Origin of the sequence: Streptomyces sp. NPDC090088 (assembly GCF_044747345.1) — a bacterium.
GTDB lineage: Bacteria > Actinomycetota > Actinomycetes > Streptomycetales > Streptomycetaceae > Streptomyces.
The window spans coordinates 307,181-322,241 of sequence record NZ_JBIVDZ010000009.1 but is presented as its reverse complement, the minus strand read 5'-3'; the positions used below and the strand labels follow the sequence as shown (position 1 = coordinate 322,241).

At 72.2% G+C, this 15,061-nt stretch carries 12 protein-coding genes and 2 pseudogenes; 9 read left to right on the top strand and 5 right to left on the bottom strand.

Annotated features, from left to right (window positions below):
* Nucleotides 1-8 precede the first annotated feature (8 nt).
* Nucleotides 9-1,496, top strand: a complete 1,488-nt coding sequence (locus ACIPSJ_RS38375) for a cytochrome P450 (protein WP_401352832.1) — start codon at nt 9-11, stop codon at nt 1,494-1,496.
* On the opposite strand, the gene ACIPSJ_RS38370 is transcribed toward ACIPSJ_RS38375, so the two are convergent.
* Together ACIPSJ_RS38370 and ACIPSJ_RS38365 are read right to left on the bottom strand one after the other, a co-directional pair.
* Entirely contained in the window at nt 1,493-2,449 is a 957-nt protein-coding gene (locus tag ACIPSJ_RS38370; protein ID WP_401352830.1) for an RluA family pseudouridine synthase, read from the bottom strand. The two genes, ACIPSJ_RS38375 and ACIPSJ_RS38370, sit on opposite strands and share 4 nt — an antisense overlap.
* 91 nt (nt 2,450-2,540) lie before the next feature.
* Nucleotides 2,541-4,070, bottom strand: coding sequence for an amino acid permease (locus tag ACIPSJ_RS38365; protein WP_401352828.1), 1,530 nt, complete (start codon nt 4,068-4,070; stop codon nt 2,541-2,543).
* A 210-nt stretch (nt 4,071-4,280) separates the two neighbouring features.
* Here ACIPSJ_RS38365 and ACIPSJ_RS38360 point away from each other — a divergent pair, with 210 nt between their 5' ends.
* From ACIPSJ_RS38360 to ACIPSJ_RS38350, 3 genes are all read left to right on the top strand, one after another.
* The gene (locus tag ACIPSJ_RS38360; RefSeq protein ID WP_359209353.1) at nt 4,281-4,913 is read left to right on the top strand and encodes a PadR family transcriptional regulator; all 633 of its coding nucleotides are present in this window, start codon (nt 4,281-4,283) and stop codon (nt 4,911-4,913) included.
* 188 nt (nt 4,914-5,101) lie between these two features.
* A complete protein-coding gene (locus tag ACIPSJ_RS38355; protein WP_359209356.1) occupies nt 5,102-6,115 on the top strand; it encodes an ATP-binding cassette domain-containing protein in 1,014 nt (337 codons plus the stop codon).
* Nucleotides 6,112-6,888, top strand: a complete 777-nt coding sequence (locus tag ACIPSJ_RS38350) for an ABC transporter permease (protein WP_359209359.1) — start codon at nt 6,112-6,114, stop codon at nt 6,886-6,888. Before ACIPSJ_RS38355 ends, ACIPSJ_RS38350 begins: the two co-directional genes overlap by 4 nt.
* Nucleotides 6,889-6,986: 98 nt before the next feature.
* Here the strand turns inward: ACIPSJ_RS38350 and ACIPSJ_RS38345 are convergent, their stop codons facing one another.
* Both ACIPSJ_RS38345 and ACIPSJ_RS38340 read right to left on the bottom strand, forming a co-directional pair.
* The gene (locus ACIPSJ_RS38345; RefSeq protein WP_401352825.1) at nt 6,987-7,835 is read right to left on the bottom strand and encodes a siderophore-interacting protein; all 849 of its coding nucleotides are present in this window, start codon (nt 7,833-7,835) and stop codon (nt 6,987-6,989) included.
* 115 nt (nt 7,836-7,950) lie between these two features.
* Nucleotides 7,951-8,880 carry a 5'-3' exonuclease gene (locus ACIPSJ_RS38340; protein ID WP_359209393.1) on the bottom strand — a complete coding sequence of 310 codons (930 nt, stop codon included), beginning with the start codon at nt 8,878-8,880 and terminating at the stop codon, nt 7,951-7,953.
* Nucleotides 8,881-8,967: 87 nt separating this feature from the next.
* Here ACIPSJ_RS38340 and ACIPSJ_RS38335 point away from each other — a divergent pair.
* The 5 genes and pseudogenes from ACIPSJ_RS38335 to ACIPSJ_RS38315 form a co-directional block, all read left to right on the top strand.
* Nucleotides 8,968-9,854, top strand: a pseudogene (locus ACIPSJ_RS38335) (ATP-binding cassette domain-containing protein); the annotation flags it as partial.
* Nucleotides 9,847-11,499: pseudogene (locus ACIPSJ_RS38330) on the top strand (ABC transporter permease/substrate binding protein). The pseudogenes ACIPSJ_RS38335 and ACIPSJ_RS38330, both read left to right, overlap by 8 nt.
* A gap of 107 nt (nt 11,500-11,606) precedes the next feature.
* Nucleotides 11,607-12,584, top strand: coding sequence for a hypothetical protein (locus ACIPSJ_RS38325; protein WP_401352823.1), 978 nt, complete (start codon nt 11,607-11,609; stop codon nt 12,582-12,584).
* A 151-nt stretch (nt 12,585-12,735) separates the two neighbouring features.
* On the top strand, nt 12,736-13,308 hold the full coding sequence (locus tag ACIPSJ_RS38320) for an XRE family transcriptional regulator (RefSeq protein ID WP_359214130.1): 573 nt from the start codon (nt 12,736-12,738) through the stop codon (nt 13,306-13,308).
* On the top strand, nt 13,308-14,024 hold the full coding sequence (locus ACIPSJ_RS38315) for a helical backbone metal receptor (RefSeq protein ID WP_359214133.1): 717 nt from the start codon (nt 13,308-13,310) through the stop codon (nt 14,022-14,024). Before ACIPSJ_RS38320 ends, ACIPSJ_RS38315 begins: the two co-directional genes overlap by 1 nt.
* Here the strand turns inward: ACIPSJ_RS38315 and ACIPSJ_RS38310 are convergent.
* Nucleotides 13,936-15,054 carry a TDT family transporter gene (locus tag ACIPSJ_RS38310; protein WP_401352820.1) on the bottom strand — a complete coding sequence of 373 codons (1,119 nt, stop codon included), beginning with the start codon at nt 15,052-15,054 and terminating at the stop codon, nt 13,936-13,938. The genes ACIPSJ_RS38315 and ACIPSJ_RS38310 overlap by 89 nt on opposite strands.
* Nucleotides 15,055-15,061 lie beyond the last annotated feature (7 nt).

Sequence of the window (15,061 nt, the reverse complement as noted above, 5' to 3'; positions counted from 1 at the left end):
CGATCACTGTGACGCCTGAATCCCCCGTCCCGGCCGGCACCAGCACCGACCCGGCCCCACCGCCCGGCTGCCCGGCGCACGACCGCGGCCCCGGCGGACTGCAACGGCTCTACGGCGCCGGCGCGGACCACCTGGGCGAGCTGTACGAGAAACTGCGCGAGGACCACGGCGCCGTGGCCCCCGTCCTGCTCCACGACGACGTACCGGTCTGGGTGGTCCTCGGGCTCACCGAGAACCTCCAGATGGTCCGCACGCCCGCCGTCTTCACCCGCGACAGCCGCGTCTGGACCCCGCTGCGCGAGGGCATGGTCAAGCCCGACCACCCCCTGATGCCGCACATCGCCTGGCAGCCCATCTGCTCCCACGCCGAGGGCGACGAACACCTACGGCTGCGGGCGGCGGTCCAGGGCGCGATGACCACCATCGACCACCGCAGCATCCGCCGCCTCATCGGCCGCTACACCCAGCTGCTGGTCAACGAGTTCTGCGAGAAGGGCCGCGCCGAGCTGGTCTCCCAGTACTCCGAGCACCTGCCGATGGCCGTCATGTGCGAACTGCTCGGCATGCCCGAGGAGTACAACGACCGGATCGTGGAGGCCACCCGGGACGCCCTCAAGGGCACCGAGACCGCGATCGCCAGCAACGAGTACGTCATGGGCTGCCTGACCCGGCTCACCGCCCGCCGCCGGGCCCGCTCCGAGGACGACTTCACCAGCCACCTCGTCAACCACCCCGCCCGGCTCAACGACGACGAGGTCGCCCAGCACCTGCGGGTCGTCCTCTACGCCGCCTACGAGACCACCGCCAACCTCCTCGCCAACGCGCTGCGCATGGTCCTCACCGAGCCCGGCTTCCGCGCCCAGCTCAACGGCGGCCAGATGACCGTGCCCGAGGCGATCGAGCAGTCCCTGTGGGACGAACCGCCGTTCAGCACCGTCTTCGCCTACTTCGCCAAGCAGGACACGGAACTCGGCGGCCAGCGCATCCGCAAGGGCGACGGACTGCTCTACGCACCCGCCCCGGGCAACGTCGACCCGCGCGTCCGCCCCGACCTCAACGCCAACATGCAGGGCAACCGCTCGCACCTCGCGTTCGGCGGCGGCCCGCACGAGTGCCCCGGCCAGGACATCGGCCGGGCCATCGCCGACGTCGGCGTCGACCAGCTGCTCACCCGTCTCTCCGACATCCAGCTGGACTGCGACGAGGACGAGCTGCGCTGGCGCGCGTCCATCGCCTCCCGGCACCTGGTCGAGCTGCCGGTCCGCTTCGACCCGAAGCCGAAGCAGGACGTCACCCTCATGCCGAGCCCCGCGCTGGTCCCGCCGCAGCGGAGCGACTGGCAGCTCGGCACGGTCCGCCCGGCCGCCGCCCCGGCCGCTCCGGAGCCGGTGGAGCCCCGTCCGGCTCCGGCACCCGCCGCCCCGGCCGCGCCCGAACCGCCGGCCGCCCCGCGCGGCATCTGGCCGCGGCTGCGCCGCTGGTGGCTGGGTCGCTAACGGTCCGGCCGACCGGCCCAGTCCTCGTACGACGCCCAGGCCCGCAGCGCCCGCCCGCTGACGAGCCGATGCTCCACCCCCGTGACCGGATCGGTGAACTCCAGCCGCCGCGCCAGCAGTTGCAGCGGCCGCCGGAAGTCACCGTCCGGCACGGGGCCGGTCACCACCGGATACAGCGGATCACCGAGGATCGGCACCCCCGACGCGCTCATATGGACGCGCAGCTGATGGGTCTGCCCGGTGCGCGGGCTGAGCCGGTACCGCCCCAACGCGCCCCTGGTCTCCACCAGTTCGATCAGCGTCTCCGCGTTGACCGGCCCCTCGATCTCTCTGGCCGCCGGCACCCCGCGCTCCTTGAGGATCCGGCTGCGCACGGTCCGGGGAAGCGCGAGCGAGGGATCGTACGGCGCGATCGCCTCGTACTCCTTCCGCACCCGCCGCTCGCTGAACAGCGTCTGATACGCCCCCCGCTCCTCGGGCCGCACCGTGAACAGCACCAGCCCGGCCGTGAGCCGGTCCAGCCGGTGCGCGGCCCCCAGCGAGGGAATCCCCAGCTCCCGCCGCAGCCGCGCCAGCGCCGTCTCCGTGACGTGACTGCCGCGGGGGGTGGTGGCGAGGAAGTGCGGCTTGTCGGCGACGACGATGTGCGCGTCGCGATGGACGACGTGGAGGGGGAAGGGGACCGGGACCTCGGGGGGCAGGTCGCGGTGGAAGAAGAGGTAGAGGCCGGGGGTGTACGGGGTGTGGGCGCCGACCGGTCGTCCGTCAGCGCCCACGACGAGCCCCGAGTCCAGCATCTCCGCGACGACGCCGGGCCCGGCTCCGGAGAGCCGGGCCACAAGGTATTCACCGACGGTCGCCCACTCACCGGAGAAGGGCAACCGCACCCGAACGGGGTCCACCCCTTGGCGCTGGGGGAGGGGAGAGGGCGGGGCTGCGGTCTTACGTCTCATTTGCAGCCAAGGCTACGGGGAACGCCCCCGTCTTGGGGGCGCGGGGAACTGCGCGACCAGCCCCCACGCACCCGCACCCGCACCCGACGGACTACGCCACAGCCTCCGGCACGGCGACCGCACTTCGGGACTCCGCCCGGGTGAGCCTCCAGACCCCGCCCACCACCACGGTCCCGACCAGGAACAACACGGTGAACCACCGGAAGTACCAGTGCCCGCCCGCCGGGTCGTACACCGCCCCCCGAGGCCACGCCAGGTTCACGGTCATCACCAGCCCGTACAGCAGCGCGACCGCGTTGACCGGCACCCCCCACCGCCCCAGCGAGAACAACGGCGCCCCGGTCTCGTCCGTGCCCTCGACCCGGAACTCGCCCCGCAGCCGCCGCACCAGCAACGGCCCGGTCACCATCGCGTAGGCGAGGTACAGCATCACGATGCAGGTCGTCCCGATCGCCAGAAACGCGTCCGGGGAGACGAAGTTGAGCAGCAGCAGCGCGGCGGACAGCACCCCCACCACCACGGCCGGCGCACTCGGCATCCCGGTCCGCGGGTTCACCCGCGCCAGCCGGTCGGCGAACGGCAGTTGCCCGTCCCGCGCCATGGAGAACAGCATCCGGGAGGCCGCCGTCTGGATCGCCAGCGTCGCCACCGCGATCGCCACCACGACGTCCGCCAGCAGCACCCGGCCCACCCCGTCCCCGAGACTGCTGGTCAGGACGTAGCTGAGCCCGTCCACCCCCAGCCGCCCGTCGGTGAGGCTGGGCGCGGCCAGCAGCCCGCCCAGCACCACGAGGCCGCCCAGCAGGCCCGCCGCCCCCAGCGCCGTGAGGATCGTGCGCGGAGCGGTCCGCCGGGGCTGGTGCGTCTCCTCGCTCATCTCGCCCGCGCTGTCGAAGCCGATCATCACGTACGCGGCGGTGAACGAGCCGACCAGCAGCGCGCCGAGCAGACCGCCCTCGGCGGCCGTCCCGGTGTGGAACGTGATGCCGGGGGAGCGCTTGGAGTGGGTGAGCAGCAGGACGACGATCAGGACCGCGCCGATGATCTCGGCGGTCACCCCGACCCGGTTGATCACGGACATCACCCGGTTGTCCATGACGTTCACCAGGGTGGTCAGCACCAGCAGGACGACGCCCAGCACCGCGGCGTTGGCGGCTCCGTCGGCCGAGGTCGGCGCCGGGTCCGTGCCGATCAGCTGGAAGCCGGACCAGAGCGCGGGCAGCACCATCTGCAGGGCCAGCGCGGCCGCCGCGACCACCACGATCTGCCCGATCACCATGATCCACCCGGCGAACCAGCCGAACGCCGGGTTCGAGAGGCGGGAGGACCACTGGTAGATGGCGCCGGAGATCGGGTAGCGCCCGGCCAGTTCGGCGAAGCAGGCGGCCACCAGCAACTGGCCGATCAGCACGGCCGGCCAGGCCCAGAAGAAGACCGGGCCGCCGAACGCGTACCCGAAGGCGAAGAACTGGAAGACGGTCGTCAGTACGGAGATGAAGGAGAACCCGGCGGCGAACGAGGCGTACCGGCCGAGGCTGCGGTGCAGTTCCTGGCGGTAGCCGAACTCCTCCAGGGAGTGGTCGTCGGTCTTCCTCAGCGAGCGTTCGTCGGTGGTGGTCACGGCGATACCTGCCTGTCAGGCGGATTTCCTGTCGAGCGACAGAAATTAGGGACGTGCTGTTTCCGCCGCGTCACACCGGCATGTCGGGGGCGGGCCCAAGTGCTCACGTCCTTGCGTGGCCCCCTCAGACGCGATACATCGTGTGTATTGACGTTCGCGTAGGGCACGCGATATGTTCGGTCACGGATATTCGGAGGCGAGGAGGTCGGCGTGGCGGTGAAGCGGCGCAAGCTCGGCAATCCGCTGGCGCTCGTCGTGCTGACGACCCTGTGGCAGAAGCCGATGCATCCGTACGAGATCGCCCAGACCCTGCGCCGTCAGGGCAAGGACACCAGCACCCGGATCAACTACGGCTCGCTCTACACGGTCATGCAGAACCTGGAGAAGCACGGCTTCGTCGAGGTGGCCGACGTGGAGCGGCAGGGCAATCGCCCGGAGCGCACGGTCTACGGCATCACCGAGGCCGGGCGCGAGGAGATGGTCCACTGGCTGTCGGATCTGATGGCCGTCCCGGCCAAGGAGTACCCGATCTTCGAGACGGCGCTCTCGCTGATGGGCGCCCTGCCGCCGGACGAGGTCGAGCGCCTGCTGGCGGAGCGGCTGAGTTCCCTGGAGGTCGAGGTCGCCGGCGGCCGTGCCGTGCTGGAGAAGCTGCACGAGACCCTGCCCCGGCTGTTCGTCGTCGAGGTCGAGTACCACCTGCACATGCTGGAGGCGCAGACCGCGTGGGTCCGCGGCTTCGTGCGGGAGATACGGGACGGTTCACTGCCGGGCGTCGAGGGCTGGCGCCGGTTCCATGAGACCGGCGAGTTCCCGCCGGAGTTCACGGAGGTGGACCGGTAGCAGAAGCAGTGGACCGGTAACAGGAACAGACCCCGGCGGAGCTGTTGCAGCAGCCCCGCCAGGGTCTCGAACCCCGAGCTGAACCCGCCGAGAGGCAGATCCGGGCGATCGAGGTGCGGCACACCCAGGATAGCCCGGCGCTCCTCAGGCGGATCAGCTGTCATCCGCTCATTCAGGAGAGCCCTGTCATGAACACCCGTGCGCCCGCAGTGCAGGCGCGCCAGCTGATCAAGACCTACCCCGGCGACGTCACCGCCCTCAACGGCATGGACGTCACCGTCGAACCCGGCATCGTCTTCGGGCTCCTCGGGCCCAACGGCGCCGGCAAGTCCACCACCGTCAAGATCCTCACCACCCTGGCCCGCCCCGACTCGGGCACCGCCACCGTGGCCGGCCACGACGTGCTGCGCCACCCGGACCGGGTGCGCCGCGCGATCGGCGTGGTCGCCCAGAACTCCGGCGCCGACCCGGTCGCCACCGGCCGGGAGAACCTCCGGCTCCAGGGCAGGCTCTACGGCCTGCGGGGTACCGCCCTCGACCGCCGGGTCGACGAACTGCTGGACCGCTTCACCCTCACCGACGCCGCGAGCCGCCCGGTCAAGGGCTACTCGGGCGGGATGCGGCGCCGCCTCGACGTGGCCCTCGGCCTCGTCCACCGCCCGGAGGTGCTCTTCCTGGACGAGCCCACCACCGGACTCGACCCGGAGGCCCGCACCGCGATGTGGGAGGAGATCGGCCGGCTGGCGGGGGAGGAGGGGCTGACCATCCTGCTCACCACGCACTATCTGGAGGAGGCCGACCGGCTCGCCGAGCGGATCGCGATCGTCGACCGCGGCCGGGTCGTGGTCGAGGGCACCCCCGACTCCCTCAAGGGCGAACTCCGCGGCGACGCCGTCCACCTGGAGCTGCGCGAGACCCCCGGGGACGCCGGCCGCACCCTGCTCGCCGGTGCCCTGACCGGGCTGCCGGGGGTGCACGAGGTGCACTTCGACGGGCGTCGGATCAGCGTCCGCGCGGACGACGGGGCCGCCGCCGTGCCCGCGCTGCTCGCGGCCCTGGAGCGGGCCGGGGTGAGCGTGGCCGCCGCGACCGTCGCCCGTCCCTCGCTCGACGACGTCTATCTGCGCTACGCGGGCCGCCGTTACGCCGAGGCCGAGGCCGGCGGTACCGACTCCCTCGCCCTGGCCGGAGGTGCGCGATGAGCAACGCCCTGTCCCAGACCTGGTACATGACCCAGCGTCAGCTGCTGGTGTTCGCCCGTCAGCCCGCGTACGCGATCATCACCCTGATCCAGCCGGTGATCTGGCTCTTCCTGTTCGGCAACCTCTTCAAGAAGGTCGTCGAGCTGGGCGGCTTCGGCACCACCTCGTACCTCGACTACCTGGTGCCGGGGGTCGTCGTGATGAGCGCCCTCAGCTCCAACATGTGGGCGGGCATGGGCACGCTGGAGGAGATCCAGCGCGGCACCCTCAACCGCTTCCTGACCACACCGGTCAGCCGGGCCGCGCTGATGAACGGCAACGTGGTGAACAACGGCCTGATCACCGCGGGACAGTCGCTGATCATCGTGCTGCTCGGGCTGCTGGGCGGCGCCGACTACCCGGGCGGGATCGGCGGCATCGCGGTCCTGGTGGTGGCCGCCGTGCTGCTCGGCACCGTCTTCGGGGCGCTGTCCAACGCGCTCGGCATGCTGGTGCGGGAGCGGGAGTCGATCATCGGGATCAACACCTTCCTGCTGCTCCCGCTGACCTTCCTGTCCAGCGCCTTCATGGCACCGTCCCAGATGCCCGGCTGGATACGGCACATCGCCGACTTCAACCCGCTCGACTGGGCGATGGTGGCGGGCCGTTCGGCGATGTCCGCGGACCCCGACTGGGGTGCGGTGCTCGGGCGCGGCGGCGCGCTGCTGGCGCTGGCGGTCGCGGCCGTATGGCTGTCGATCAGGACCTTCCGCTCCTACCAGCGGTCGGTGTGAGCGGCCCTCACGGGTGACACGGACCGGCGGCGCCTGCGGGTGCCGCCGGTCTTCGGGTCTTGGGGGAGCGCGGCTTTCGGGCCGGGCTCACGGATTTCTCAGGCGGCGGCCGCCCCGCCGCTCTCCTGCTCCGCCTCGATACGGGCGTTCCAGTCACGCTTGGAGGCCTGCCAGCCGTCCTCGTTGTGGCCGAGGCGCCAGTAGCCGGAGATCGACAGGTCCTCGCGCGGGATCCGGCGGTCGACGCGCAGCAGCGCCCGCAGCTCCTTCACGAAGCTCGCCTCGCCGTGGACGAAGGCGTGCACCCGGCCCTCCGGGAACTCCAGCGCCCGTACCGCCGCGACCAGGGCCTGGCCGACCGGCCGGTCCCCGCGGTGCAGCCAGACGACCGGCACATCGGAGTCGATCTTCTGCTCCTCCTCGGGACCGGGCACCTCGATGAAGGCGAAGGCCTGCGATCCGGAGGGCAGGGACTCCAGGGAGCGGGCGATCGCGGGCAGCGCGCTCTCGTCGCCGGCGAGCAGATGCCAGTCGGCGTCCGTGTCGGGGGCGTAGGCGCCGCCGGGGCCCATGAAGCGCACGGTCTCGCCCGGCTGCACGCGGCACGCCCACGGTCCGGCCAGGCCCTCGTCGCCGTGCACGACGAAGTCCAGGGTCAGCTCACGGTGCTCGGCGTCCCAGGAGCGCACCGTGTAGGTCCGGGTCACCGGCCAGTGCTCGCGCGGGAACTCGGCGCGGATCCGCTCCAGGTCGAAGGGCTCCGGATAGGTGACGCCCTCCGGGCCGAAGAGGAGTTTGACGTAATGGTCGGTGCAGGTGTCCGCGGCGAAGCCGGCCAGTCCGTCACCGCCGAGGACCACACGCTGCATGTGCGGGGTCAGTCGTTCGGTGCGCACGACCTGGGCGGATTGGGGCTTACGCGGCTTGCGACCCGGGCGCTCTGCCATGACCGGTCTCCCTGCTCCATTGGTTAGGTTTACCTAAGTTAGCATCTCGACCCCAGTTAACACCTCTTCCATGAACACTTGATGAGCGCGTTTTGCCAGAACAATTCTCAGGCCGTCACCCGCCGAGTGTCACCAGCAGCCGGTGCAGCGAGCCGCCCAGGCCCCAGCGCGCCGACAGCGCGTCCAGCCGGGCCGCGTCGCGCGGGGCCTTCGGCAGCACGGTGTCCACGTCCGGCAGCGGTACGTCACCCGCGACCCGGACCACCGTGGGCGCCACGGCGACATACGGGCGGGCCTCGTCCAGCCGCTTGCGCTGCGACGGGGTGAGCTTCGCCTTGGGGTCGTCGACCGCGGCCATGATCCCGGCCAGGTCACCGAACTCGGCGAGCAGCTTGGCGGCCGTCTTCTCACCGATGCCCGGCACGCCCGGCAGCCCGTCGCTCGGGTCGCCGCGCAGCAGCGCGAGATCCGCGTACCCGGGCCCGTCCACCCCGTACTTCTCGCGCAGCCACGCCTCGTCCGTCGTCTGCAGGGTGCCGACGCCCTTCAGCGGGTACAGCACCCGCACCCCGCGCCCGTCGTCCACCAGCTGGTAGAGGTCGCGGTCGCCGGTGACGATGTCCACCGGGCCGTCGGCGCGCGCGGTGAAGGTGCCGATCACGTCGTCCGCCTCGTACCCGGCGACGCCGACCCGGGCGATCCCGAGCGCGTCCAGCACCTCCTCGATCACCGGCACCTGCGGGGAGAGGGTGTCCGGCACCTCCTCCTCGTCGGGTCCCGATGCCCGCTCCTCGGCGACCCGGTGCGCCTTGTAGGAGGGGATCAGATCCACCCGCCACTGCGGCCGCCAGTCGGCGTCCATGCAGGCCACCAACCGGTCCGGGCGGTGGTCCTTGACCAGCCGGTCGATGAAGTCCAGCAGCCCGCGCACGGCGTTGACCGGCGTGCCGTCCGGCGCCTTCACGGAGTCCGGGACGCCGAAGTAGGCGCGGAAGTACAGCGAGGCGGTGTCGAGAAGCATCAGTCGTGCGGTCACGCCACGCATCATGCCGTACGGCACTGACGGCGACCGGGTGCTGCACGACGGGTCGGGGGCCGTGGAGACCACGTGCCCTGGCCCACGTACGCGTTCGACGCCTCCTTCCAGGGCGAGGCCGGCGAGATATTCGTCGTGATGGGCCTGTCCGGATCCGGCAAGTCCACCCTGCTGCGCACGCTCAACGGCCTGCTGGAACCCACCGCGGGCCAGGTCCGCTTCGACGGCCAGGACCTCACCGCTCTCACCGACCGCGAACTGCGCGAACTGCGCTCGCGGAAGATCGGCATGGTCTTCCAGCACTTCGCGCTCTTCCCGCACCGCACCGTCCGCGACAACGCCGCCTACGGCCTGGCCGTGCAGGGCGTGCCCCGCGCCGAACGCGACCGCCGCGCCGACGGGGCCCTTGCGCTGTGCGGACTGGCCGGCTGGGCGGACTCCTGGCCCGACGAGCTGTCCGGTGGCATGCGGCTGGGGGTCCCCCCAGGCCCTTAAGGCACTGGGGGAGCGTCGGCCTGGCCCGCGCCCTGGCCACCGACGCCGACCTGCTCCTCATGGACGAGTCGTTCACCGCCCTGGACCCGCTGATCCGCCGCGACATGCAGGACCAGCTCCTGGAACTCCAGAAGACCCTGAGGAAGACCATCGTCTTCATCACCCACGACCTCAACGAGGCCATGCGCCTGGGCGACCGCATCGCCGTGGTGCGCGACGGCCGGATCGTCCAGACCGGCACCGCCGAGGACATCCTGCCGCGCCCCGCCGACGAGGCGGACTGCGGCTGCGCCACCGTGACCCCCGACACCCCGTTCACCGAACTGTGCGCGCTCAGCGCCCGGTTGAGCCACCCGGTCGCCGTCCTCGACACGGCGCACGCGGTCGTGGGCGTCGTACCGAGACAGCGGCTGGTCGGCTTCCTCGCGGAGGCGGACGACGCGCCCGTGGTCTGCGACGGCGGAGAGCGGGTGACCGCCCGTGCCTAGGCTGCGTCTCGGCGACTGGGTCGACTCCGGCGTCAACTGGCCCGTCGCGCACATGTCCTGGCTCTTCGACGCGATCCGCGCGGTCGTCGAGGGCATGTACGACGGCATCGACGGCGTTCTCACCGCCCCCGCACCCCTGCTGCTCGCGGGCATCCTCGCGGTACTGGCCCGGTGGCCGCGCGGCGTCGGCGCGGGCGTCCTCGCCTTCGCCGGGTTCGCGCTCGTCGACTCCCTCGACCTGTGGGACCGGGCCATGTCCACCCTGGCGCTGGTCCTGGTCGCCACCCTGATCGCGCTGGTCGTCTCGGTACCGCTGGGCATCTGGGCGGCCCGCTCCAAGGCGGTCAGCGCCACCGTGCGGCCGGTCCTGGACCTGCTCCAGACCATGCCGTCGATGGTCCTGCTGATCCCGGCCATCCTCTTCTTCGGCCTGGGCACCGCCGCCGGTGTGACCGCCATCCTGATCTTCGCGCTCGCCCCCGGCGTCCGCATGACCGAGCTGGGCATCCGCCAGGTCGACGCCGAACCCGTCGAGGCCGCCGAGGCGTTCGGCACCACCCCCCCCGCGACACCCTGCTCCGCGTCCAGCTGCCGCTCGCGCTGCCCACCATCATGGCGGGCGTCAACCAGGTCATCATGCTGGGCCTGTCCATGGTCGTGATCGCCGGCATGGTCGGCACCGGCGGCCTCGGCGGCGCCGTCAACGAGGCCATCGGCCGGCTCGACATCGGGTTCGGCTTCGAGGCGGGCGTCGGCATCGTCGTCCTCGCCCTGGTCGCCGGCGGGATGGGCGTCTTCGGCTCCGCCTCCGACAGCACGGACCAGGCCTCGGCCACCGACGTCGGCCAGGGCAAGGAGCTCAAGATCGGCTACATCCCCTGGGACGAGGGCATCGCCTCCACCTTCCTCTGGAAGGAGATCCTGGAGGAACGCGGCTACCGGGTGACCACCACCCAGTACGCGGCCGGCCCGCTCTACACCGGTCTCGCCACCGGCCGGCTCGACTTCGAGACCGACTCCTGGCTGCCCACCACGCACGCCGAGTACTGGAAGAAGTACGGCAAGCAGCTCGACGACCTCGGCAGCTGGTACGGGCCCACCTCCCTGGAGCTCACCGTCCCCTCGTACGTGAAGGACGTGAACTCCCTGGCCGACCTGAAGAACCACGCTTCCGAGTTCGGCGGGAAGATCGTCGGCATCGAACCCAGCGCCGGGATGATGGGCCTGCTCAAGACCAAGGTGCTCAAGGAGTACGGCCTCGACGGCGCCTACCAGGTCGTCGACGGCTCCACGCCCGCCATGCTCGCCGAGCTGAAGCGGGCCTACGCCGAGAAGCAGCCCATCCTGGTCACGCTCTGGTCCCCGCACTGGGCCTACAGCGACTACGACCTCAAGAAGCTCAAGGACCCGCAGGGCGCCTGGGGCTCCGGCGACGGCGTGCACACCCTCTCCCGCAAGGGCTTCGCCGACGGCAACCCGCGGGTCGGCAAGTGGCTCCAGGACTTCTCGATGACGGAGCGGCAGCTCACCGGCCTTTGAGGCCGCCATCCAGAAGGCCGGCCAGGGCAAGGAACAGGACGCGGTGCGCTCCTGGCTGAAGCGGAACCCCGGTCTCGTCGACAAGTGGGCGCCGGTCGGGACCTGAGCCGCCGGGCGGGGTGTGGCGCACCCCACCCCGCCCACCCGGCACCGGTCCGGGCCCGGGGCCGTACGCTCTGACGCCCCGCCCCCGCGCCTTCCTGTGAGCACCCCGTGATCCGCCGGCTGCTGCCCCTGCTGCTGCTTCTGACGGCCGCGGTCACCGTCCCCCGGCTGCCGGCGGCGAGCCCGGACCCGGCCTCGGCGGCCACCGCCCGCTTCGAGGCGCTCGCCGGGGACGTGGGCCGGGCCGACGGCGCGGTCTTCGACGCCCGGGACGACACCGGCCGCACCATGGACACCGCCGAGATCACCCCGGTGCCCGCGGCGTACGGCGGCGGCTACCTCGCCGCCTACCACACCACCCTCGCCGACGACCGCTTCCACACGGCCGTCGCCACCTCCACCGACCTGCGCGTCTGGACCCGCCGCCACGACTTCGGGGCCGGCACCAGCCAGCCCTCCCTGCACCCCGACGGCACCGGCGGATGGGTCCTCGCCTACGAAAAGGATCCGGCCAACCACATAGCGCTACGGCATTACCCAGACCTCGCCGCGTTGCTGGCCGGAAGGTCCGACCGCGCGTTCGACGCCCCCCGCACGCTGTCCGACTGCGCCGAGGGCACCCCGGACCTCACCGCGGTCCGCGGCGACACCGTGGAACTGACCGGCCACTACCGGGCCGGCTGCGCCACCGACCGCCAACTCCGGGCCACCCTGCGGGACTTCACGCACTGGCAGGCACGCCCGGATCACCGCCTGGACCAGGCACTCCTCGCCTGGGGCACCGCCGGGAACATCGGCGACCGCTCGCGCATTGAACTCATGGGGCGCCCCCTCGTCCTGATCGAGGGCCAGCGCCTGCGGAACGACTTCGGGAGCTGGTCGACGTATGCCTACGACCCCGTCTCCGGCCGGGCCGACCGGGTCGGCCTGCGCACCCCCGGCGGCAGCGGTGCCTTCGCCAATCCGTCGGCCGCGCTGATCACCGACCCCGACGGCCGTCCGGCCCTCCTGGTCAGCGTCTTCATCCCGAAGGAGGAGTCCGCGCCCGGCGAGTCCGGCGAGCTCGTGTACTGGCGCGAACTGTGAGGGTCGGGCTCACCGGACGTGACGGGGATGTGACGGCCGCCTGAAACGGTTTGCCGAACATGCGTAGGGTGCAGAGAACCCCTCAGGAGGGGCCCGGCCGCCGCCGGACACCCGGGGGACGGAACGACGAGCGAAGGAGGGAGCCGGAGCGATGGGCGACCACAAAGACCAGCAGCCCGTGCGGGTGGGCGCGGCAGTGCGACGGCGCCGCCGTTCGCTGGAGCTCACCCTCGCCGTCGTGGCCGAGCGCAGCGGCCTGTCGGTGCCCTTCCTGAGCCAGATCGAGAACGACAGGGCCCGCCCCAGCCGCACCTCCCTGGAGAAGCTCGCCGACGCCCTGCGCACCACCGCCGTCGAACTCCTCGCCGCCGCCGACCCGGCGTGCAGCGTGGACGTCGTACGGGCCGACGCCGCCACCGAGCCGGACTTCGCGCCCCAGGTGCGCTCCCTGGTCCGCGGTCACCACCAGCTGCACGCGTCCGAGTTCACCGGCGACCACGACGCCGGCCGTGAATTCCAGCACCGCAACGACGAGTTGATGTACGTCGCCGACGGCGCGGTGGAGATCGAGGCCGAGGGCCGCGCCTACCGTCTCGGCCGCGGCGACACCCTCTACCTCACCGGCGGGGTCCGGCACCGCTGGCGGGCGACGGTCCCGGACACCAGGGTGATCGTGGTGGCGGTGGCGGAACACATCGAGGCGGTCCAGGACCGTCAGCGCTGATGCGGGTCGTCTCCCTGGTCCCCTCGCTCACCGAGACGGTGGCCGTGTCCGCGCCGGGAGCGCTGGTCGGCGCCACGGACTGGTGCAGCCATCCGGCCGACCTCGACGTCCCCCGGATCGGCGGCACCAAGAACCCCGACCTCGACCGGATCCTCGCCCTCGCTCCCGACCTGGTGATCGCCAACGAGGAGGAGAACCGCGCCCCCGACCTCGACGCACTGCGCGCGGCCGGGGTGAAGGTGCTGGTCACGGAGGTACGGGAGGTGCCCCAGGCCTTCCGGGAACTGGCCCGGGTGCTGGCCGCCTGCGGTGCGGACCCCCGCCCCCGCTGGCTCGCGGAGGCCGAGGCGGCCTGGTCGGCGCCGGTGCCCGGACCCCGTGGAACCGTGGTGGTGCCGATCTGGCGGCGCCCCTGGATGGTCCTCGGCCGGGACACCTTCGCCGGCGACGTCCTGCACCGGCTCGGCTTCACCAACGTGTACGCCACCCACGCCGAGCGCTACCCCCGCGTGCCGGTCGCGGAGCTGAACGACGCCGCCCCCGACCTGGTCGTCCTCCCGGACGAGCCCTACCGCTTCACCGCCGACGACGGCCCGGAGGCCTTCCCCGGGCTGGCCTGCGCGCTGGTCAGCGGACGGCACCTGACGTGGTACGGACCGTCGCTGGCGACAGCGCCGGGGGCGCTGGCCGAGGCGCTGCGAGCAGTTCGCCGCTGAGCAGTCCGCGCACGGTGCCGGACGCCGCCGCGAGCCAGCCGGCCACCAGCAGGCCGTACAGGCCGACCGCCAGCGCGTCGTAGGCGACGAGGCCGGTGTGCCGGGCGAGGGCGGTCGCGCCGGTGGCACAGGTGCCCACCGGGAAGGTGAACGACCACCAGGTCATCGCGAACCGCATGCCGTGCCGCCGGGCCCGCACCACGTGCGCGACCGCCAGCGCCAGCCACAGCAGCGCGAAGCCCATCACCGGGACGCCGTACAACACGGCGAGCAGGCCGAAACCGGCCGCATACGGGGCCGGTACGACCCCGGGCGCGAGGTCCGCGAACACGCCCACCGCCGTGGTCGACTGCCCGAGCGGCCCCAGCACCAGCAGGATCGTCGGGGTGAGCGCCAGCGGGAGCGGGCCGCGGGTCACCAGCCGGGCGAAGACCAGGGTCAGCATCAGCAGGGTGACCAGCAGGCTCATCCCGAACATCGCCACGCACGCGAACAGCAGGGTCTCGCGCGGCTGCCCCGCCGGCAGATGCGGGACGAGCTGCGGCCCGAGCGCCGCCGACACCATCGGCGCGACCAGCGGCAGCAGCCACGCCGGGGTGGCCTGACCGGGCTCGACCCGATGCCGTACGGCCAGCAGGTACGGCACGGCGACGGCCGCCGTCAGCCCGACGGCCGTACCGGCGACGAACAGCACGGCGTCGAGCACGACGGCCGCCGGCTCGCCGATCCAGTCCCGGCCGAGCGCCAGGGCGCCGCCGCCGACGGCCAGCAGCGCCATCGAGAGACAGCCGTAGAAGGGGGCGACCGCAGGATCGCGCAGATGGGCGAGGGCCTGGTCGCGGTGGTGGATCCAGTGCAGGGCGCGGGCCACCAGCAGGACCACGAGCTGCAGCAGCGACAGCGCCCAGACGCCGACGAACAGCCCACGCGGGCCGCCGCCACCGAGCGCGGCGCCGCCGAGCGCGAGGGCCGCGGTGCCCATGGCGGAGGCGTACCAGTTGGGGCCGAGATGCCGGACTGCGGTGACCATGTCTCCA

Excerpts from the sequence above, each read along its gene's own strand:
- ACIPSJ_RS38370 (WP_401352830.1), bottom strand. The coding sequence starts at position 2,449 with ATGAGACGTAAGACCGCAGCCCCGCCCTCTCCCCTCCCCCAGCGCCAA.
- ACIPSJ_RS38355 (WP_359209356.1), top strand. The coding sequence starts at position 5,102 with ATGAACACCCGTGCGCCCGCAGTGCAGGCGCGCCAGCTGATCAAGACC.
- ACIPSJ_RS38350 (WP_359209359.1), top strand. The coding sequence starts at position 6,112 with ATGAGCAACGCCCTGTCCCAGACCTGGTACATGACCCAGCGTCAGCTG.
- ACIPSJ_RS38345 (WP_401352825.1), bottom strand. The coding sequence starts at position 7,835 with ATGGCAGAGCGCCCGGGTCGCAAGCCGCGTAAGCCCCAATCCGCCCAG.
- ACIPSJ_RS38340 (WP_359209393.1), bottom strand. The coding sequence starts at position 8,880 with ATGCGTGGCGTGACCGCACGACTGATGCTTCTCGACACCGCCTCGCTG.
- ACIPSJ_RS38320 (WP_359214130.1), top strand. The coding sequence starts at position 12,736 with ATGGGCGACCACAAAGACCAGCAGCCCGTGCGGGTGGGCGCGGCAGTG.
- ACIPSJ_RS38315 (WP_359214133.1), top strand. The coding sequence starts at position 13,308 with ATGCGGGTCGTCTCCCTGGTCCCCTCGCTCACCGAGACGGTGGCCGTG.
- ACIPSJ_RS38310 (WP_401352820.1), bottom strand. The coding sequence starts at position 15,054 with ATGGTCACCGCAGTCCGGCATCTCGGCCCCAACTGGTACGCCTCCGCC.